At 34.0% G+C, this 19610-nt stretch carries 22 protein-coding genes; 15 read left to right on the top strand and 7 right to left on the bottom strand.

All coding sequences use genetic code 11. The features are described 5' to 3' along the window. Position 1: 1 nt before the first annotated feature. The 4 genes from BUB89_RS05770 to BUB89_RS05760 all read right to left on the bottom strand — a co-directional run bounded on the left by BUB89_RS05770 (position 2) and on the right by BUB89_RS05760 (position 2620). Positions 2-607 carry a hypothetical protein gene (locus BUB89_RS05770; protein ID WP_073242836.1) on the bottom strand — a complete coding sequence of 202 codons (606 nt, stop codon included), beginning with the start codon at positions 605-607 and terminating at the stop codon, positions 2-4. A 189-nt stretch (positions 608-796) separates the two neighbouring features. Further along, positions 797-1684 carry a PDDEXK nuclease domain-containing protein gene (locus tag BUB89_RS05765; protein ID WP_234982540.1) on the bottom strand — a complete coding sequence of 296 codons (888 nt, stop codon included), beginning with the start codon at positions 1682-1684 and terminating at the stop codon, positions 797-799. Beyond that, positions 1653-1808: a DUF1016 N-terminal domain-containing protein gene (locus tag BUB89_RS18200; RefSeq protein ID WP_234982538.1), complete on the bottom strand. Its 156-nt coding sequence runs from the start codon at positions 1806-1808 to the stop codon at positions 1653-1655. The genes BUB89_RS05765 and BUB89_RS18200 overlap by 32 nt, the downstream gene beginning before the upstream one ends. A gap of 155 nt (positions 1809-1963) precedes the next feature. Continuing rightward, a complete protein-coding gene (locus BUB89_RS05760; RefSeq protein WP_073242834.1) occupies positions 1964-2620 on the bottom strand; it encodes a hypothetical protein in 657 nt (218 codons plus the stop codon). Positions 2621-2824: 204 nt separating this feature from the next. On the opposite strand from BUB89_RS05760, the gene metG reads away from it, so the two are divergent. The 5 genes from metG (at position 2825) to BUB89_RS05735 (ending at position 8781) form a co-directional block, all read left to right on the top strand. Continuing rightward, positions 2825-4885, top strand: coding sequence for a methionine--tRNA ligase (gene metG / locus BUB89_RS05755; RefSeq protein ID WP_073242832.1), 2061 nt, complete (start codon positions 2825-2827; stop codon positions 4883-4885). 125 nt (positions 4886-5010) lie between these two features. After that, on the top strand, positions 5011-5889 hold the full coding sequence (locus BUB89_RS05750) for a DMT family transporter (protein WP_073242830.1): 879 nt from the start codon (positions 5011-5013) through the stop codon (positions 5887-5889). 5 nt (positions 5890-5894) lie between these two features. Then, complete coding sequence (locus BUB89_RS05745) at positions 5895-6584, top strand: HAD family hydrolase (RefSeq protein ID WP_073242828.1); 690 nt, start codon at positions 5895-5897, stop codon at positions 6582-6584. Positions 6585-6616: 32 nt separating this feature from the next. Next, positions 6617-8122: a hypothetical protein gene (locus tag BUB89_RS05740; RefSeq protein WP_141384369.1), complete on the top strand. Its 1506-nt coding sequence runs from the start codon at positions 6617-6619 to the stop codon at positions 8120-8122. Positions 8123-8262: 140 nt separating this feature from the next. After that, positions 8263-8781 carry a ferritin gene (locus tag BUB89_RS05735; protein ID WP_073242824.1) on the top strand — a complete coding sequence of 173 codons (519 nt, stop codon included), beginning with the start codon at positions 8263-8265 and terminating at the stop codon, positions 8779-8781. 362 nt (positions 8782-9143) lie between these two features. On the opposite strand, the gene BUB89_RS05725 is transcribed toward BUB89_RS05735, so the two are convergent. Then, on the bottom strand, positions 9144-9479 hold the full coding sequence (locus BUB89_RS05725; protein ID WP_073242820.1) for a single-stranded DNA-binding protein: 336 nt from the start codon (positions 9477-9479) through the stop codon (positions 9144-9146). 210 nt (positions 9480-9689) lie between these two features. Between BUB89_RS05725 and BUB89_RS05720 the strand changes: the two genes are divergently transcribed. The 5 genes from BUB89_RS05720 to BUB89_RS05700 all read left to right on the top strand — a co-directional run bounded on the left by BUB89_RS05720 (position 9690) and on the right by BUB89_RS05700 (position 15489). Beyond that, a complete protein-coding gene (locus BUB89_RS05720) occupies positions 9690-11219 on the top strand; it encodes a carbon-nitrogen hydrolase family protein (protein WP_073242818.1) in 1530 nt (509 codons plus the stop codon). A 69-nt stretch (positions 11220-11288) separates the two neighbouring features. Further along, positions 11289-11636, top strand: a complete 348-nt coding sequence (locus tag BUB89_RS05715; protein WP_073242816.1) for a hypothetical protein — start codon at positions 11289-11291, stop codon at positions 11634-11636. A gap of 26 nt (positions 11637-11662) precedes the next feature. Further along, positions 11663-14056, top strand: a complete 2394-nt coding sequence (locus BUB89_RS05710) for a M20/M25/M40 family metallo-hydrolase (RefSeq protein WP_083552524.1) — start codon at positions 11663-11665, stop codon at positions 14054-14056. A gap of 87 nt (positions 14057-14143) precedes the next feature. After that, positions 14144-14770 (top strand): MCP four helix bundle domain-containing protein, encoded by a 627-nt coding sequence (locus BUB89_RS05705; protein ID WP_073242814.1) that lies wholly within the window; start codon positions 14144-14146, stop codon positions 14768-14770. A gap of 146 nt (positions 14771-14916) precedes the next feature. Then, positions 14917-15489 (top strand): porin family protein, encoded by a 573-nt coding sequence (locus BUB89_RS05700; RefSeq protein ID WP_073242812.1) that lies wholly within the window; start codon positions 14917-14919, stop codon positions 15487-15489. A gap of 63 nt (positions 15490-15552) precedes the next feature. Here the strand turns inward: BUB89_RS05700 and BUB89_RS05695 are convergent, their stop codons facing one another. Then, positions 15553-15858 (bottom strand): hypothetical protein, encoded by a 306-nt coding sequence (locus tag BUB89_RS05695; RefSeq protein WP_073242810.1) that lies wholly within the window; start codon positions 15856-15858, stop codon positions 15553-15555. Positions 15859-15870: 12 nt separating this feature from the next. After that, positions 15871-16383 (bottom strand): hypothetical protein, encoded by a 513-nt coding sequence (locus BUB89_RS05690; protein WP_073242808.1) that lies wholly within the window; start codon positions 16381-16383, stop codon positions 15871-15873. A gap of 177 nt (positions 16384-16560) precedes the next feature. Between BUB89_RS05690 and BUB89_RS05685 the strand changes: the two genes are divergently transcribed. From BUB89_RS05685 to BUB89_RS05670, 5 genes are all read left to right on the top strand, one after another. Further along, positions 16561-16926 carry a hypothetical protein gene (locus tag BUB89_RS05685; RefSeq protein WP_073242806.1) on the top strand — a complete coding sequence of 122 codons (366 nt, stop codon included), beginning with the start codon at positions 16561-16563 and terminating at the stop codon, positions 16924-16926. Between the two features lie 163 nt (positions 16927-17089). Continuing rightward, positions 17090-17914, top strand: coding sequence for an NAD-dependent epimerase/dehydratase family protein (locus BUB89_RS05680; protein WP_073242804.1), 825 nt, complete (start codon positions 17090-17092; stop codon positions 17912-17914). Further along, complete coding sequence (locus tag BUB89_RS18335) at positions 17914-18309, top strand: EamA family transporter (RefSeq protein ID WP_307723312.1); 396 nt, start codon at positions 17914-17916, stop codon at positions 18307-18309. Before BUB89_RS05680 ends, BUB89_RS18335 begins: the two co-directional genes overlap by 1 nt. Before the next feature lie 36 nt (positions 18310-18345). Then, the gene (locus BUB89_RS18330; RefSeq protein ID WP_317048473.1) at positions 18346-18858 is read left to right on the top strand and encodes a DMT family transporter; all 513 of its coding nucleotides are present in this window, start codon (positions 18346-18348) and stop codon (positions 18856-18858) included. 48 nt (positions 18859-18906) lie between these two features. Beyond that, positions 18907-19572: an SCO family protein gene (locus tag BUB89_RS05670; RefSeq protein WP_073242802.1), complete on the top strand. Its 666-nt coding sequence runs from the start codon at positions 18907-18909 to the stop codon at positions 19570-19572. Positions 19573-19610 lie beyond the last annotated feature (38 nt).

Genomic DNA, 19610 nt, shown 5'->3' with positions numbered 1-19610 from the left:
TTTAATATTCTTTATGATATCCGATTCCGAAAGAAACCCCTAAACCAATAAAAGTAGTTTTGGAAACATTTCCAATAAGCTTAAACCCAATGCTATTCCCAAAACTAGTGTTTTTTGTAACAGGTATAACTCCATAAATTCTATACGGTTCTTTATTTCTTTTAAACCAATTGATATCTATTTGGAAAGGAAATCCAAGTGCATGAGTACTGTCAAAATAATAAGTATTGTTTTCATCTGTTTTTTTAATTTCTCTTTCTACAGATGCTAATCCAACTGAAAAACTCCAGGCTTTGTTATTATGAACATACCTTTTACCTGCCAGAACTCCATATTCAGTAATGATTTCTTTGGTGTCTAAATAAGGAAGTGGAAAGTATGGAGAAACGTATGTGAATTTTGAATTTGAAAATTGTGTAGTTCTCAAGGTAAATAGATTTTCCTTTTTTTGGTAATTCAAAGAGGCTCCAATCACGAATCCACTGGAATTACCTCCGGCAAAACCCAGATTTCCATCTAAATAAATTATAGGATTTGTTTTTTCTTGTGCCTGTATTTTAAAAATTACACCACTGAAAATCAACGCAAACAAAATAAATTTATTCATTTTAACAAGAATTAACTTTTAACAAATAAACAACTATTTTGTCTTATTTTGACACAAGCCAGAAAAATAACCTAATAATAAAGCAAATCTAAATTTTGGTAAATATTAAGGGTTGTAAACTCTTTGTTTTTTAGGTTCTCGCTACAAACAAGCCAGATGGGATATTTGTTTAAAATAATGAAGCTATTTTTATTCCAGACTCTTATCTTCTTCAAAATTTTTCAATTCTTTTTTCACCTCTTCTAACAATTGTTTTTCGGTTGGTAAGTATAAATTGTATTGGCTGGCTATGATATTTTTATTGTTTTCAGGTAATGAAAATTTAACCACACTATCATTTTTATTGGCGCAAAGCAAAATTCCGATTGTTGGATTTTCGTTATTATTTTTCTCAATTCGGTCGTAATAGTTGACATACATTTGCAACTGACCAATATCCTGATGGTTTAATTTTTCGGTTTTGATTTCGATGATTACAAAACATTGCAATAAACGATTGTAAAAAACCAAATCCACAAAGAAATCATCGCTATCAATATGAATTCGTTTTTGTCTGGCGATAAAGGCAAAACCATTTCCCAACTCCAATAAAAATTCTTGTAAATGAGTAATAATAGCTGTTTCTAAATCTCTTTCATAATAAGAAGCTTCTCGTTTTAACTCCAGAAATTCCAAAACCATTGGGTCTTTTATAATATGTCTGGCATCCGATGGTAATTTTTCGTTTCTAGCTACAGCCAAAACATCTTTTCTATCACTACTCATCAAAAGACGCTCCCAAAGACTACTATTTATCTGGCGTTCCAATTGTCTTGATGTCCAATTGTTCTTTACACTTTCGGCAATATAAAATTCTCTTTTATCTTCATTATCTAGCGAAAGTAACAACTTATATTGAGTCCAACTCAATTGTGTCCGCAGTGCGGACACAATTGGGAAGCTGCGGTAAAACTGGCGATACCGATTTAATTGACGGTATGAAAAACCACTGCCATATTCAGGTTGCAATTGTTCTGCAAGGAATTTGATTAAATAGGTTCCATAATCAGCGCGGTCTTTTCCTTGTTGTTCTTCCAAAAATTCGTTTACCTATTGTCCAGTACATTAGCGTTCGCTCATTGTCCACTGCTCTAATTGCTTTGTCTTGAGCAGTAGCAATAATTGCTTTTATATCAGGAATTATGGTTTGATTTTGAAGCATTTGAAATGAATTATTGATGTGTTACAAACATACTGAAATTTATTATGAAATTGAATTGCGTCCGCAGTGCGGACGTAATTGGGAAGGTACAGTAAAATAAAAGTTCCGCATTAAAATGCTTTGCTTTACTCTAAAAAGTCAATATTACTCGAGTTTTAGATTAAATTTATAATTTTAAAAAAAATATAAAATGGAAGAATTATTACTCCCGTATAAAAAATAATTTTTCCATGTGCTCTGTCTTGTTCCGAATAAGAAAATACCACTTGACCGTTTGGTAATGATTTTTTTGAAGACCATAAGGAATAGCCTATTATGATTCCTAGAAAACCTCCAAGTATTGCCAGAATATAGCCGGATATTATCCATGGTTTTTGATTGCCTTCGGGTTTTGCTAATATTTCTATACGCTTATTTTTTAACGCTTTAAGCAAATCCTTGTCAATCGACTTCCCTCTTGTAGTCAATATTTTTTGAGCTAATTTATAATCAAATTCACTCCATTCATCTGCTTTTAAAAGAATATCATACAATTCATCATCTGTAAAATCAAATAGATAATGATTACTATCAACCTGGTCAATTAAATTTTCGGCTTCATTTTCAAGAATTAGTTCCGCTTTTTTAAAATCCTCAAATTGGATTTTTATTTCATATTCATTTAGTAAAGTACTACCTGAAAAGGATGCATCAACAGGTGCAATATTGTCTGTTAGTTGGGTGCTAATATTGTTTTGATTCAATAAATCTTCTAATTCTTTAGCTTGAAATATTGTTGGGTATTTTCTAAATACAGAATATGTTTCTTTCATATAGCGGTTTTTTGCTTTTCAAATATAAAAAATAATCTTACAGAGAAGTTTCGATAACTATTGATTTTATCAGTCCGACGAAGAAGGAATTTAAGTAGTGTTAGTTACTTGTTGAGATTCCTCCTTCGTCGAATGACAAGATTGTCTGTAAATAGCTCCAAATAAAATTCTATTCCTTATTTTTGCAGCCAATTAATTTGAATTATGCTACAGAATCCAGAAAGATATACCATTACGGCGGCTTTGCCTTATACTAACGGACCCATCCATATTGGGCATTTGGCGGGAGTTTATGTTCCTGCGGATATTTATTCGCGTTATTTGCGTTTGCAGGGAAGAGATGTTTTGTTTGTTTGCGGAAGCGATGAACACGGCGTTGCTATTTCGATGAAAGCTAAAAAAGAAGGCATTACGCCTCAGGAAGTTATCGATAAATACGATGGAATTATCCGTAAATCGTTCTTGGATTTTGGAATTGCATTTGATAATTATTCCAGAACTTCGGCAAAGATTCATCATGAAACGGCTTCGGAATTCTTTAAAAAATTATATGATAAAGATGATTTTATCGAAGAAGTTACTGAACAATTGTATGATGCCAAAGCAGATCAATTTTTAGCAGACCGTTTCGTAATTGGAACTTGTCCAAAATGTGGTAATGAAGAAGCGTATGGCGACCAATGCGAAAAATGCGGTTCGACTTTGAATGCTACTGATTTGATTAATCCAAAATCGACTATTACGGGAGAAACTCCTGTTTTAAAATCTACAAAACACTGGTTTTTACCTTTGGACAGATACGATGCTTTCCTGAGAGAATGGATTCTGGAAGGTCATAAAAACGACTGGAAACCAAATGTTTTTGGCCAGGTAAAATCCTGGATTGATGGCGGACTGGAGCCTCGTGCGGTAACGCGTGACCTGGATTGGGGAATTGATGTTCCTGTAGAAGGTGCCGAAGGAAAAAAATTATATGTGTGGTTTGATGCACCTATTGGTTACATTTCGTCAACCAAAGAATGGGCTGCGAGAGAAGGAAAAGATTGGGAACCGTATTGGAAAGACGAAAAAACAAAATTGGTTCACTTTATCGGGAAAGATAATATTGTTTTTCACTGCGTGATTTTCCCGGCGATGTTAAAAGCCGAAGGAAGTTATATTTTGCCTGATAATGTGCCTGCAAATGAGTTCCTGAACTTAGAAGGAAATAAATTATCGACTTCTAAAAACTGGGCAGTCTGGCTGCATGAATATCTGGAAGAATTCCCAAATCAACAGGATGTTTTGCGTTATGCTTTGACATCAAATGCTCCGGAGACAAAGGATAATGATTTTACATGGAAAGATTTTCAAGCCAGAAACAATAATGAATTAGTGGCGATTTTTGGGAATTTCATCAATCGTGTGGTGGTTTTAACCAATAAATATTACGAAGGAATTGTTCCTGCTCCAAACGAATTTTCGGAAGTAGACGAACAAACTTTAGCCGAATTAAAAGCATATCCGGCGGTGATTTCTAGTTCACTGGAAAGATATAGATTCAGAGAAGCTTTAGGAGAAATGATGAATGCGGCTCGTTTAGGAAATAAGTATTTAGCCGATGAAGAGCCTTGGAAAGTGATTAAGGAAAATCCGGAACGTGTACAAACGCAAATGTATGTGGCTTTGCAAATTGCGGCTGCTTTGAGTTCGCTTTGTGAGCCTTTCTTACCTTTTACAGCAACTAAATTGTCTCGTATTCTTAAAATTGAAGACAAGATTGACTGGAATACCGTTACTGATAATTCAGATTTACTTCCTGCAGGTCACCAAATTGGTCAGGCCGAATTGCTTTTTGCAAAAATTGAAGACGAAGAAATTCAGAAACAAATAGACAAACTGGAAGCGACCAAAACAGCTAACCTTGCCGAAAACAAAAAAGCAGAACCGCAAAAAGAGTTGATTCAGTTTGAGGATTTTGCTAAAATGGATTTGCGTGTAGGAACGATTCTGGAAGCAGAAAAAATGCCAAAAGCAAACAAGCTTTTGATTTTAAAAGTAGATACCGGAATTGATGTTCGCACGATTGTTTCAGGAATTGCCGAAAGTTTTAAACCGGAAGATATCATTGGGAAAAGAGTTACTGTTTTAGTGAATTTGGCTCCAAGAAACCTCCGCGGTGTAGAAAGTCAGGGAATGATTTTGATGACAAATAATGCCGAAGGAAAACTGGTTTTTGTAAATCCGGATGCCGATGGTGTTGGGAATGGGGAGACAATAAATTAAAAAAATTAACCACAGATTCACAGATTAATAAAAATAATCGGTGAATCTGCGGTTAAACAAATAATAATTTTACCAGTGAGATGAATGAACTACTAATTGTTAGCAAAAACTATTTTCTGTAAAAAATGAAAATTAACAAACCGCAATTAGCTTTAGTTTTAGGTATTGTCTGTATTTCAATCTTTCCGGTTCTGGTTCGTTTGCATTTAACCAATGGATTGATTTCTGCATTTTATCGAATGTTCATAGCAACATTGTTATTGCTTCCTTATGTAATTATTTTCAAAAAATTTAAGCTACCTAGCCTTAAAAACCTCATTCTGGCTGTTATTTGCGGAATTGTTTTTGCAACGGATATTGCTGTATGGAATATTGCCATTCAGGAATCGACTGCTACACAAGCCACTTTATTGTCTAATTTATCACCTGTTTGGTTAGGAATAGGTTCTTTTTTATTTTTAAAAAATAAGGCTGCGGTAAATTTTTGGATTGGAACCGTGGTAGCACTTTTTGGAATGGTGGTTTTTATGGGATTTGAAACCATTAGCCTGTTCCATTTTGACACCGCCTTTTTTCTGGCTGTTTTATCTGGTGTTTTATATGCTAACTATCTCTTAATTAGTAAAAATATTTTGTCTAAAATAGAGGTATTGTCCTTTATGACTATTGTTTTAATTGCAGCAAGTTTATTTCTGGGATTCATTTGCTGGATTTTCCAGGAAACTTTTACCGGTTTTTCTACTACTGCCTGGCTGGTCTTATTTATTCAGGGAGCTGTGTGCCAACTTACCGCCTGGTTACTCATTAGTTATGCGACACAGCATTTAAGAGCAACCCGAATTTCTATCAGTTTATTAGGTCAGGCTGTTTTAGCGACATTCCTGGCTTGGTTATTTTTAGACGAAAAAATAAATTGGCACATGATTATTGGCGGTATTTTTTTACTTTTAGGAATACGAATCACTTTTTACAATCAAACTCTTTGGTTTAAAAAATTAAAATAAACTATATGCCTTTTAAAGTTATTGCTTTCGACGCCGACGATACCTTATTTGTTAACGAAACTTATTTTCTGGAAACAGAAGAAAAATTTTGTGAATTAATGAGCGATTACCTATCGCACAAAAGTATTTCTCAGGAACTTTTCAGAATTGAAATAAAAAACCTGGCCATCTATGGTTACGGAATTAAAGCCTATATCCTTTCGATGATTGAAGCGGCTATGACCATTTCAAACAATACGATTCCGGTTGAGGTTGTTGGAAAAATTATTCAATATGGAAAAGAATTACTAGACAAACCAATTGTTCTTTTAGACGGAGTCGAAGAAACGCTGGAAGCTTTGTATGGAAAATATAAATTAGTGGTTGCCACCAAAGGCGATTTGCTAGACCAAAGACGTAAATTGCACAATTCCGGATTAGGAAAATATTTTCATCATATCGAGGTCATGTCTGACAAGCAGGAACAGGATTATCTGGATTTGATTAAGCGTCTGGAAATTGAATCAACCGAATTTTATATGATTGGAAATTCCCTGAAATCAGATGTTTTACCGGTATTAGCTATTGGCGGACACGCAGCTCATGTTCCTTTTCATACCACTTGGGCACATGAAAAAATTGACCATGAGGTGAGACACGAAAACTTTAGTGCCATTGAAAAAATTACGGATATTTTAAAAAAAATAGAACACTAAAAAACTGGAATGATTTTTGAAAGTAAAAACTCATGAAAAAACTATTCCTTTTTTTGTTGTTGTTTGGCTCATCCATGTTGTTTTGTCAAACAATATTGAATTCGCATTCCATCAGTTTAAACAATCCTAAAGGAAATGATAATAAATTAAATTTTGAGCGTCTAAGATCACTAGATGAAATCGTTGTCTCTGCAACAACTAATAAAAACTCCAGTAAAAACAATCAAATTCTACATGTTGAAAATGAAGATACTCACGAAGTATTTGTGTTTATCAAGGACAGTGAGAAGATTACAATTTTAAAATACAATCGGGCCTTATTTTTAAATAGTGAATATGTATTTCCGCTGCAAAATTTAGAAGACGTACAATTAACCGGATGCAGTTTTAGCAAAAATGGAAATCCAAACCTTTATCTATCGCCTAATTTACCTGGCAATAAAGCTCCATTAGCTTTTATTTTAACTTTAAAATTTGATTTAGAAAATAAAACGCATACACTTTACAGCACTAAACTACCTGCTACCGATGTTGTTGTAACAACTTTCCAAATGAATAATTCTTTTCATATTCTAGCACAGCATCGCATGATGCAGGCATTGATTGTCTACAGTTTTGAGGAACCTAAAGTCGCTAAGAAAGTTTTTGATTTATCCTCTTTTACTTTTCAGGATAAAAATGGTAAAATGCAAAACTTTAACAGCCTTACAAAGGCTTATCCAATTGAAAAAATGGACGTTAATGACTATAATCTATTGGATAAAACGGCTCAAAAAAGCAAAGTTTATATCCAGAATAATCACATTGTTCTCACCTTAGATTATACCCCTAAAAATACGCAGGCATTTGATCTTAATTTGGAAAATGGTCATTTAACTGAAAAGAATTTCCCCCAATCCGTTCTTCAGGATGCAAAGAAAAAGAGTAATTCCTTTTATCACCGGGGAAAACTGTATCAGATTAATGCAAGCGAATCTGAACTTTCATTGGACATAAAAGATTTTAATTCGGGAGAAACACTTAAAAACAGTCGTGTTTTAAATGAAAGTGATCAAGACTTTAAAAACATTCCTCTTTTCATTCAAAAAGATTCCAGAAAACCAAAAGACATCAAAAAACCCAAACGATTTTTACAGCATCTGAATGACTTAGATGTAGGACTGACCGTTTATAATACGAAAAGAAAAACTTATATTTCTATAGGGGGAATTCCAATGGCAGCAAATAAAGAAAATCTTTTTCAGGCTCATACATCTTATAACAGCTTTCTTGATGACGAATTTTCGGATATAGATTTCGAGCCAATTTTTCATTTTAAATATGCTTATTTTGAGAGTATTCTGGATCAAAATCTCGAGCTTGTTGCTCGTGATCGATCACCACTTGCACTTGATAAATTGTCTTATTTTTTAAGTAAAAACAAAAAAATAGTTTTAAGCAACAGCTTTAAGCTTAAAGACGATTGTGTTTTAGGCTATTATGATGCAAAAGCAAAAAAATATGTGATGCGAAAATTCACAGATGGTTTTGATTTCTAAAAAAGTACGTTTTCATTTTAGTTTTGGAAGACACAAAATAGATTAAAACTATTATTAAATAGAAATGAAATTGATTCTCTGAAAGATTTTTCACAGCCTTTTCAGTACCTTTACGTCACGTTAAATAAAAACTTATCATTATGTTATCAAAAAATATAGAAGCAGCATTAAATAAGCAAATCCGTATTGAAGCAGAATCCTCTCAAACGTATTTATCCATGGCTTGCTGGGCAGAAGTAAGCGGTTTAGAAGGGATTTCGCAATTTATGTATGCACAATCTGATGAAGAACGTGCTCACATGCTTAAATTGATCAAATATGTAAATGAACGTGGCGGACACGCTCAAATTACCGACTTAAAAGCGCCTAAAACATCTTACACTACTTTCAAAGAAATGTTTGAAGCCTTGTACGAACATGAAATTTTTGTTTCAAATTCCATTAACGAATTGGTACACATTACTTTTTCTGAAAAAGATTATGCAACACATAATTTCTTACAATGGTATGTTTCGGAACAAATAGAAGAAGAAGCTACAGCTAAAACAATTTTGGATAAAATTAACCTGATTGGTGATGATAAAGGTGGTTTGTACTTATTTGACCGCGACATTCAGCAAATAACAGTGACTAGCTCTGTTGCTATAAATCCAAAATAAAAAAGTTAAAGTTTATTTAGAATATATAAAAATAATATTTTTTGTTTTATATTTGTCTCGTTATTAAACCGATACAAAGTGGGCAAGAAAGAGAAAGAAAAGGATAAGAAGAAAAAAAAGAAAGACAAAAAGAAAAAAGAAGCTCTTGTTGTCATCAAAAAAGTGGAAAACTGCAAATCTTCTTGTTGTGAAAAATTCAAAAAATCAGAAAGCAAGCGTTGCAAACGTTGTCCTTTGTTTGATTTGATTCAAAAAGTTGCCTGATTTTATATATACAAAAACCCATCTCGTTCTGAAAACAAGATGGGTTTTCTGCTTTTTATAGCATTCCATTCTTTTAAATAAGCTAAACTCTTTTTGTTTTACTTACTTCCCAATAAAAGTAATTCGGTAACCACTACTTCCGTTACATAACGTTTTTCACCGTTTTTATCATCATAAGTACGATGCGTTAACTTGCCTTCAATAGCAATTTCTTTTCCTTTGGTTACATATTTTTCAATAATCTCAGCAGTTTTACCCCAGGCTACTAAACGATGCCATTGGGTTTCTTCTACTTTTTCTCCTTTGTCATTTTTGTAACTTTCATTTGTCGCCAGAGTAAAATTGGCTAATTTTTTTCCTCCGTCAAAATTTTTGATTTCAGGATCATTTCCTAAATGTCCGATCAACTGTACTTTGTTTCTTAATGCATTCATGGCGTATAATTATTTAATTATTAGTATCTGAACTCGTTTCAGATTTTAGGCATATAGTATCGAAAGTTGTTTGTTTCTTTCCGATAGTACAAAGTTGCAACTGTTGCTATTAATTATTCGGTTGCTATCTAATTACTTTCGGTTGTAAATAATTGTAAACGTTTGTAAACGGATAGTATTTTTTGTACATTGCAGAAAATCAATACATTTATGCAAGCTGAAATCAATAAAGTTGAACTACGAAATTTAAAAATAGAAGACTACAAAGAATTAAAAAATTCGATGATTGAATCCTATCCGGAAATGGTAGACGATTATTGGAAAGAAACCGATATTAAAAAATTGCTCAAAATCTTTCCCGAAGGTCAGCTGGTTATCCTAGTGGATGATATCGTGGTGGGATCGGCTTTGTCCTTAATTGTAGATGAGGATTTGGTCGAAAAAAACCATGATTATGCAAAAATCACGGGCAATTATACCTTTTCGACACATACTCCAAAAGGGGAAGTTTTATATGGAATAGATGTTTTTGTGGTACCCAAATACAGAGGTTTGCGATTAGGGCGTAGGTTGTATGATGCGCGAAAAGAAATTTGCGAACAATTGAATCTAAAATCCATTGTATTTGCAGGACGAATTCCAAATTACAGTCAATATGCTCAAGAACTCACGCCTAAAGGCTATATCGATAAGGTAAAAAGAAAGGAAATTCATGATCCCGTATTGTCGTTTCAACTGAGCAATGAGTTTCACGTGATGCGTATCATGAAAAATTATCTCGAAGGCGATAAAAAGTCCAAAGAATTTGCCGTTTTATTAGAGTGGAATAACATTTATTACGATGAAAGTCCGCAAATTATTAACACCACAAAAAGTGTCATTCGATTAGGATTAATTCAATGGCAAATGCGTCCGCTGGGGAATTTAGAAGCTTTATTCGAACAATCGGAATTTTTTATTGATGCCGTTTCGGGTTATGGAAGCGATTTTGCTGTTTTTCCTGAGTTGTTTATTGCGCCTTTAATGGCCGATTACAATCATTTATCGGAGGCAGATGCTATTCGGGAATTAGCAAAATATGCGGAGCCCATTCGAAAAAGATTTCAGGAATTAGCCATTTCGTACAACATCAATATCATTACCGGAAGTATGCCACATTTAATTGATGGAACTTTATATAATTCTGGTTTTTTATGCAAAAGAGATGGAACGTATGAAACCTACACAAAAATTCATATTACGCCAAACGAAGTTTTTCATTGGGGAATAACAGGAGGAAATGCCATTCAGACCTTTGACACCGATTGCGGAAAAATAGGCGTTATTATTTGTTATGATGTAGAGTTTCCGGAATTATCCCGATTAATGGCCGATGAAGGCATGAATATTTTGTTTGTTCCTTTCTTGACCGATACCCAAAATGCCTATACCAGAGTCAAACATTGTGCGCAAGCCAGAGCTATTGAAAACGAATGCTATGTAGCCATTGCGGGTTGTGTGGGGAATTTACCCAAAGTAAACAACATGGATATTCAATATGCGCAATCGGCGGTGTTCACACCCTCTGATTTTGCTTTTCCAAGTAATGGAGTTAAAGCCGAAACAACCCCTAATACCGAAATGACTTTGATTGTGGATGTCGATTTAGATTTATTAAAAGAATTGCACGAACATGGAAGTGTCAAAATTTTAAAAGACCGTCGTCATGATTTGTATCGAATTAAAAAAGGAAGAAGTTAAATATGAAATCGATGCAAATAGCAATAAAAAACTAAGGTATTTAAGACTGCAAAAATAAATTTCACATATATGAAAAACTGTTTAGAATGTGGCGAAAAAATCATTGGTCGGGAAGACAAAAAGTTTTGCAGCGACGGCTGTCGCAATGCCTTTAACAACAAGATGAACAAAGACAGTAATAATATTATGCGTAATATTAATAATAAATTGCGCAAAAATTATCGCATTCTGACAGAACTCAATACCGATGGAAAATCAAAAACGACACGAACCAAACTATTAAGCAAAGGTTTTGATTTTGATTTTTTTACCAATATATTAAAAACCAAAACAGGAAACACCTACTACTTTCTGTATGATCAAGGATATATGTTATTAGAAAATGATCTGTATATCCTTGTCAAAAAAGACAATTAACCACCAAATCCCAAATCAACCCTAAAATGAAAAAAGATTTATCCTCCATTGTTTCAGTCCTCTTTTTTATAGCCGTACTGGCTTTTATATATTGCAGTATTATGCCGCAATGGACTGTAAGTAGTGATAAACCGCTCTCAGAGTTTTCGACTAAAAGAGCTTTAGCACATATAAAAACAATTAGCCGGCAACCGCATTATACAGGTTCAGAAAATCATACCAAAGTAGCTAATTATTTGCGTTATGAATTAATAAAACTCGGACTGGAAACGCAATTTCAGGATGGTTACACCTTAACCGATTGGGGAAATTTAACCAAATCAAAAAATATAATCGCCCGAATAAAAGGAAGTCAGCAGGGAAAAGCACTTTTATTACTTTCCCATTATGACAGTGCTCCGCATTCGGCATCACACGGAGCCAGTGACGATGCTTCCGGTGTGGCTACCATTCTGGAAAGTGTGCGAGCCTTTTTACATCATAAAAAAACACATAAAAATGACATTATCATTCTGTTTACGGATGCCGAAGAACTGGGGTTAAATGGCGCCTCGCTTTTTGTAACACAGCACAAATGGGCAAAAGAAATTGGTTTAGCCTTAAACTTTGAAGCAAGAGGAACATCCGGACCTAGTTATATGTTAATGGAAACCAATGAGGGAAATGCAGGAATGGTCAAAAATTTTGCCGCTGCAAACCCTACTTTTCCGGTATCCAACTCACTGATGTACAGCATTTACAAAATGTTGCCTAACGATACCGATTTAACTGTTTTTAGAGAACAGGGTAATATTCAGGGCTTTAATTTTGCTTTTATTGACGACCATTACAATTACCACACCGCTCAGGACGATATGGAGCATTTAAATATTAATTCCTTAGCACATCAGGGATCTTATTTAATGCCCTTACTGAATTATTTTTCGAATGCCGATTTAAATACCACTCAGTCTGTTGAAGATTATGTGTATTTCTCCATTCCGTTTAGTTTTATCAGCTATCCGTTTAGCTGGGTGATACCCATGTTAATTATTGCTTTTGTACTTTTTATATTTTTTATTTTCTTAGGAATTGCTAAAAGGATTCTAAGCGTTCAAAAAATGCTTCAGGGATTCATTCCTTTTCTGGGAGCATTGATTTCGGCTGGAGTCCTTACTTTTTTTGGCTGGAAAATTGTGTTACAAATTTATCCGCAATACAGTGATTTACTAAACGGTTTCACCTACAATGGCCATAGTTATATTGCCGCTTTTGTACTCTTAAGCATTGCGGTTTGCTTTGCCTTTTATCACTTTTTTTACCCAAACAAGATTAGTGCTAATGACTTTGTAGCTCCCATTTTTATCTGGTTACTTATCAATATGGCAATTGCTTTTAGTTTAGAGGGTGCCGGTTTTTTAATCATTCCGGTTTATTTTGGGACATTTATGTTTGGATTCTATATCCTTACCCAAAAATACATTCCGGTTTTAAACTTAATCTTAGCTGTTCCAACCTTATTAATTATTGCTCCTTTTATCCAAATGTTTCCAATAGGCCTTGGATTAAAAATACTATTTGGAAGCGCCATTCTAACTGCTTTATGTTTTGGACTGCTCTTGCCTACTCTGGGTAATTTTGTCCAAAAAGGCAGTTGGTCCATCCTATTTTTGGTAGCTTCTATCGGTTTTTTTATTAAAGCAGACGCTGATTCGAATTATGAAAAAGGAAAAGCAAAATCAAACAGCCTGGTTTATCTTTATAATGCCGATACTAATAAAGCGCAATGGATTACCTATGATAAAAATTTAGATGTATGGACTAAAAAATATTTAGGTCAAAATCCCGGTTTGCTGGAAGGTCTTGAAGACATTCCGCTTTTTAGTAAATACAATTCCCAATTCACCTTTGCGGCAGCAGCTCCTTTAAAAAATATAGCCCAACCCACAATCGATTTTCTTACCGATAGCATCGCAGAAAATCAGCGTTATTTAAAAATTCGTATTTCGCCTAATCGAAAAGTCAACCGCTATGATATTTTTGCCAATGAAAAAATGCAACTTTATAATATTAAAGCCAATGGTGTTTCCCATTTAGAACAAAAAAGTAAAATATTTAAACGCGAAGGCAAAAAGTTACTGAGTTATTATGTGGTGGATAATGAGCCGCTGGTTTTAGAATTTAATATCAGTACTGCTACCGTTTTTAATATGCAATTATTAGAAAGCTCTTTTGATTTAATGGAAAATCCATTATTTACTATGGAACAAAGAGCCGACTGGATGATGCCAACCCCTTTTGTACTAAATGACGCAGTAGCGATCAAAAAAACGATAAAGCCTACTCCGGTTGCCATTCAGTCACCCTCAGTAATAGCCGAACCTAAAGTTTACAGAAAGAAACCAATTCCCGTAGAAACTGTTATTGATACTACAAAGTAAGGGAAGAAACTCCTTTTATGTTGTTTACTTAATTCTCTTTTTAAATCAGAAAGAAAGGTTTATCTTTCGGGATTAAATTAACTGATTATGAGAGATATAAATACTATTAATCGAAAAACAAAAGCGGCAGCCGTATTGATTTTTGTTACCATTTTACTTTTGATAAGTAATTATTTCATTGCCCTGAATTCTAAAAAAACCAATGAAAGCATTCAGGCTATTTACAACGACAGGTTAATGGTAAGTCATTATATTTTTCAGTATACCAATGCTATTCATCAAATAAAATCAGCAGCTGCAAGCGATCCTCTTACTACCGAAGAACAAAAGTTGATTACGGATCGCTTGCAAAGCATCCGAACTTTAGACCAGAAGTACTTAGCAACCGTTTTGACTGCTGAGGAAAAAAGACAATTCGCTTTTTTCCGGAATCAATGTTCAGCAATTGAAACTCTAAATCAAAATAAGGATAGGCAAAAAATAACAGAATGGAGTACCAAAAGTTTACAAACCTTAGAAATATTAGCCCAAATCCAAATTGACGAAGGAAAAACAGCACTTACAACAGCCAATACCCTGCACAATGGAAACCAAATTTTCACTAAGTTGGAAATTGGTTTGTTTATTATTTTAGGTTGTCTTTCGGCTTATTTATTGGTTTTAAAAAAGATGAAAGTAAAAATAAAAATTCCTGAACCGCCTAGTATGAACTAAAAAACAATAAATGAAGTTTACTTTTTTTTCTGCAGACTATATAAATCACTGAGAGCCAACAAGCTATAGAAAACGTTAAAAAGCCCGAAAACACTGGGGCTCCAAAAGGTTTTATCTAATTTTGTGTAGTCAAAAAAAAATTAAACATGAAAAAAATCATTTTATCATTAGCAGCAGTTTTTGCATTTGGATTTGCAAATGCTCAGGAAGCAAAAAATGTAAAATTAGGAATCAAAGCAGGAGCTAATTACGATTGGTTAGCAACAGGAGCATCATCAGTGCACGACTTACGTCCGGAAGTAGGATACCATGCCGGTTTAGTGGCTGAATTCAAAATGTGTGACGAATTTTCATTCCAGGCTGAGGCTTTGTATTCTCATTCCAGCTTTAAGTTTGATGGAAACGGAAACACAAGCGGCAGCGATTTAGAAATTAGCGAAATTGCTATACCTGTTTTAGCCAAGTTCTATCTTACTAAAGGTTTGTCAATTGAAGTGGGTCCTCAGGCAAGTGCTATAATTGACTCTAAAGCAAATGGAATGTATGCGAACACTAATCTAAGAAAATACAATGTGGCGTCTGTTTCAGGATTAGCTTATGACTTTAATTCAGGAGCATTTATTCAGGCAAGATACATTTATAACTTCTTGGATTTAGCTTACGGACCAGAAGGAAATAACCGTTTTGGAATCCAGGCTTCTGTAGGATACAAATTCTAATATTTTTCAGAAAATAGTAATAGAAAACCACGCGAATTGCGTGGTTTTTTTTTATGCTGGCATTCAAACTTTTAGTTTGCCAAATATATCCTGATAAAAATAAATAATAAATAAAAGTGTTAACGGCGAAGTCATAACTACAAATAAAATAGTTACAAAGGAATTTTGTTCTATAAAAGCTCTTACCTTAAACCACATAATTGTTAAAATAACGAACGCAACAACAGAAATCAGAAAAACGGATAAAAGGACACCATAATTTTTATCATATTCTAAAAATTGAGCTGAGTACATTTGCTCCCAAATAAAAACAGTAACCAAAAACAGTATACTTACATATACAACTTTCAGGATTTTTTGTATTTTCATTTTGCTTTAAATTTAAAATTCGATTTTAAAACCAATTTGATTAACACTTGCTAACAATATTGTTCTTGGTTGTGATTTATAGTGATCCGTTAAACTATTGTTATACAAACCCAATGCTGATTTAATCTTTTTAGGATACCCTATTTTGACTGGAATTGAAGCAACAATCATAGCACCACCAATTATTGCAGCAGTCATATCAGTACGCTCTGATTTCACAGATGGATAATTTCCATTCCCCGGATAAGATGTAGTTGTATTATCGGTATTCATTCCCACAATAACATTTGTAGCCATAAGTCCTAAACCGCTATAAAAAAGAATATTCCCCCATGTTTTTTTACTCCTTCCCGAATTATACAGTGATAAAGCCTCTTTATTGTTTTTTAACCGTTGTCTTACTCCATCCGATGTTACTTTTGTGTTTTCAGAATTATACACTGTACCTCCACTGCCATAAGTAAGCTGCTGAGAAAAGCCTGTTAATGAAATTATTAAAAAGGCAATTAGAATAGTTGTCTTCATTTAAAACTATATTAGAATAGTTAACAAACATATCATTTACATTTACCATAAACAATACCTTCTTTTAGTGATATTTGCTTTTCTAATTATATTTTTCACATTACAAATAATTGATTTTAAGAGTTTTGAATTAATATTTTTTGTAACTTGTATTATATAACTTAATAATTTAAAATCATGAAAAAATTCAAACTATTTATTGGCATTTTATTATTAACTGTATTCATCATTTCGTGCAATCAAAAACGAAATGATTTAATTGATTCCTGGAAAATTACTGAAGTTGAAGCAAAAACACCTCATGTAGATTCTGTGAAAGGTGACATCATCGCTAATGGAAAACTAACATTTACTAAAGACGGACATGTTACAGGACACATAGAAACCGATATAAATGATGGTACGTATGCTTTAACAAAAAAAGGAAAAAGCCTGGTAATTAAAGATGATAATGGTACTCCATTCCCTTTTGAAAGTGATATTACAGATGATAAAGTGATACTGGAAAGTGCCGAAATGAAACTCACACTCGTAAAACAATAAGAATGATAAGCTTTATTATCTGTAAACCGTCTCAAAACTGAGGCGGTTTTTTTGTATCCAATAATTTTTTATAGCATCTGTGTCTTAAAAAATACTCGCTTCTTTGCCCCTAAAATCCAAATTATTATATAGACCTTTGCACTCTGAAATAATTGAAAGCAAAATGACACAAATTAGCATTTTAGGTTGCGGATGGCTGGGATTTCCTTTGGCGAAAGCCTTACTGAAAGAAGGTTTCTCAATTAAAGGTTCAACTACAACGGCAGGTAAAAAAGAAATGCTGGAAAATGCCGGAATTAACCATTTCCCTATTGCACTCGAAGTGGAAAACTTTACCTCTCCCGTAACTCCGTTTTTAGACGGAAGCGAAACGCTTATCATCGCTATTCCGCCTAAATTAAGAGGAAAAAATAAAGATTACTCAGATGCAGCCAACAATTCATTTGTTAAAAAAATAGAAAACCTACTGCCTTATATCCAACAATCAACGGTAGAAAATGTGCTGTTCATCAGTTCGACTGCGGTTTACGGAGAAGCTAATGAGGTGGTTGACGAAAACACCGCTCCCTCTCCTGTTACCGAAAGCGGCAAACAATTGCTTGAAATTGAACAATTACTGTTAGCTAATCCGCATTTCAAAACTACCATCCTGCGTTTTGGCGGATTAATAGGGGAAGACCGTAATCCTGCCCGCTTTTTAGCCGGTAAAGAGAATGTTCCTAATCCGGATGCACCCATTAATTTAATTCATCTGGAGGATTGTATTGGAATTATCCAAAAAATTATAGCAACACAAACCTGGGATACTACGCTTAATGCAGTAGCACCGTTTCATCCCAGCCGAAAAAAGTATTACACCCAAAAAGCAATTGTCGAAAATTTGGTTCCGCCACAATTCAATGACGAAATTCCATCTGTGGGGAAAACCATTTTATCCGATAAATTAATCAGACTGTTAGATTATCATTTCACTCAACTCGATTTATAGTGATTACCAAATTTAAAACCGCTGTTTCAACCAGAATAAACGCTGTGGGATTACCCATTCTGGCTCTTATTTGGGTTGGTTTTTTCTGGGGAACCACCTGGATTGCTTCTAAAGAAGGGGTTCGTTATATTCCCGGAATTCAAATGGCTGCCATTCGTCAGTTTATTGCGGGATTGCTTTACATTCTTATTTTTATGTTTACAAAAGTGGCCTGGCCTAAGGGAAAACAATGGAGAACAATTGTTATTCTGGCCATTCTTAATTTTACTTTGAGCAACGGTTTGAGTACAGCCGGTGTAAAGTATATCAGTAGCGGACTGGGTGCTATCATTGCTGCCATTTTCCCTATCTGGATTGTGCTTATTTCTTTTTTCAGAGGCGAAAGAATTGCTTAGTTAGCAGCAATAGGGGTGTTTGTCAGCTTTGGCGGAGTGTGCATTATCTTTTATGAATACCTGGCTGATTTTTTAATTCCCGATTTTAGATTTGGAATTTTCCTCTCCGTTTTAGCCACCATTACCTGGGCATTTGGTACTTTATACACCAAGAAAAAAGCAGCTTCTTACAATCCTTATTTTAGTTTAGGATTCCAAATGTTTATTTCCAGTATTCTTTTATTTGCTTATAATGGTGCTACAGGCATTTCGGTGAGTTTAAGTGAGATCCCTCTGGAAACCTGGCTTGCCATAGCATATCTTGTGGTTGTGGGTTCCCTAATTACTTTTACTGTTTTTATTTATTCGCTGCAACATCTTCCACCCGAAGTGAGCAGTATCTATGCTTATATGAATCCTGTTGTAGCGGTACTTTTAGGGTCGGCCATTTTTGGAGAATCACTTAGTATCTCCATTGCATTGGGCGGACTGGTAACCTTGTTTGGCTTGTATTTAGTCAATAAATCATTAAGACAAAGCCGTAAAAAAACAAATATATTAATTAAGTAAAGCTTCCTGATTTCCAAGACAGTTTTTGTATTTTTGCAAAAAAAATTCATGAAATCTGTTTTATACAAATACCGCATATTCATTGGTATCTTTATTGTTTTTTCAGCAATTACTCTTTTTCTTTTTTATGGTGCTTTAAAACCTAAAAAAACACTTCCTATTTATAATCCCGCCGATGTAAATCCGGAATTAGTTGACAGCACCATACAATATGTGAGCAAATACCATACTATTGCTGATTTTTCGTTTACCAATCAAAATGGAAAAACCATTACACAAAAAGATTATGAAGGAAAAATATATGTTGCCGATTTTTTCTTTACTACCTGCGGTACTATTTGTCCAAAAATGACAGCCAATTTAGTAGATGTTCAAAAAGCCATTATCAATAACCCAAAAGTCATGTTGTTATCACATACCGTTTTTCCCGAAGTGGATACGGTAGCAGCCTTAAAAGCGTATGCTCTGGAACATGGTGTCGTTGACAGCAAATGGAATCTGGTGACAGGAGATAAAAAAGAAATTTATACCATGGCCAGAAAATCATATTTAGCTGTAAAACTGGGTAAACCAAGCGAATTATACGATATGGTTCATACCGAAAACTTTGTTTTAGTAGATGCTAAAAAACGTGTTCGCGGTTTTTATGACGGCACTAAAAAAGAAGATATGGAGCGATTAATTGAAGATATTAACTTTCTTTGTGAAAATTAAATTAAATAACAAAAACCCAAAACACAGAAATATATTTT

The sequence above is a fragment of the Flavobacterium flevense genome, from assembly GCF_900142775.1.
Lineage (GTDB): Bacteria > Bacteroidota > Bacteroidia > Flavobacteriales > Flavobacteriaceae > Flavobacterium > Flavobacterium flevense.
Note: the sequence above shows the minus strand (reverse complement) of the source record. Positions and strands in the feature narration are given on the sequence as shown.

Bases quoted from the DNA above. Each gene is read 5' to 3' on its own strand.
- BUB89_RS05770 (WP_073242836.1), bottom strand. From the start codon at position 607: ATGAATAAATTTATTTTGTTTGCGTTGATTTTCAGTGGTGTAATTTTT.
- BUB89_RS18200 (WP_234982538.1), bottom strand. From the start codon at position 1,808: ATGCTTCAAAATCAAACCATAATTCCTGATATAAAAGCAATTATTGCT.
- BUB89_RS05760 (WP_073242834.1), bottom strand. From the start codon at position 2,620: ATGAAAGAAACATATTCTGTATTTAGAAAATACCCAACAATATTTCAA.
- metG (WP_073242832.1), top strand. From the start codon at position 2,825: ATGCTACAGAATCCAGAAAGATATACCATTACGGCGGCTTTGCCTTAT.
- BUB89_RS05750 (WP_073242830.1), top strand. From the start codon at position 5,011: ATGAAAATTAACAAACCGCAATTAGCTTTAGTTTTAGGTATTGTCTGT.
- BUB89_RS05745 (WP_073242828.1), top strand. From the start codon at position 5,895: ATGCCTTTTAAAGTTATTGCTTTCGACGCCGACGATACCTTATTTGTT.
- BUB89_RS05740 (WP_141384369.1), top strand. From the start codon at position 6,617: ATGAAAAAACTATTCCTTTTTTTGTTGTTGTTTGGCTCATCCATGTTG.
- BUB89_RS05735 (WP_073242824.1), top strand. From the start codon at position 8,263: ATGTTATCAAAAAATATAGAAGCAGCATTAAATAAGCAAATCCGTATT.
- BUB89_RS05725 (WP_073242820.1), bottom strand. From the start codon at position 9,479: ATGAATGCATTAAGAAACAAAGTACAGTTGATCGGACATTTAGGAAAT.
- BUB89_RS05720 (WP_073242818.1), top strand. From the start codon at position 9,690: ATGCAAGCTGAAATCAATAAAGTTGAACTACGAAATTTAAAAATAGAA.
- BUB89_RS05715 (WP_073242816.1), top strand. From the start codon at position 11,289: ATGAAAAACTGTTTAGAATGTGGCGAAAAAATCATTGGTCGGGAAGAC.
- BUB89_RS05710 (WP_083552524.1), top strand. From the start codon at position 11,663: ATGAAAAAAGATTTATCCTCCATTGTTTCAGTCCTCTTTTTTATAGCC.
- BUB89_RS05705 (WP_073242814.1), top strand. From the start codon at position 14,144: ATGAGAGATATAAATACTATTAATCGAAAAACAAAAGCGGCAGCCGTA.
- BUB89_RS05700 (WP_073242812.1), top strand. From the start codon at position 14,917: ATGAAAAAAATCATTTTATCATTAGCAGCAGTTTTTGCATTTGGATTT.
- BUB89_RS05695 (WP_073242810.1), bottom strand. From the start codon at position 15,858: ATGAAAATACAAAAAATCCTGAAAGTTGTATATGTAAGTATACTGTTT.
- BUB89_RS05690 (WP_073242808.1), bottom strand. From the start codon at position 16,383: ATGAAGACAACTATTCTAATTGCCTTTTTAATAATTTCATTAACAGGC.
- BUB89_RS05685 (WP_073242806.1), top strand. From the start codon at position 16,561: ATGAAAAAATTCAAACTATTTATTGGCATTTTATTATTAACTGTATTC.
- BUB89_RS05680 (WP_073242804.1), top strand. From the start codon at position 17,090: ATGACACAAATTAGCATTTTAGGTTGCGGATGGCTGGGATTTCCTTTG.
- BUB89_RS05670 (WP_073242802.1), top strand. From the start codon at position 18,907: ATGAAATCTGTTTTATACAAATACCGCATATTCATTGGTATCTTTATT.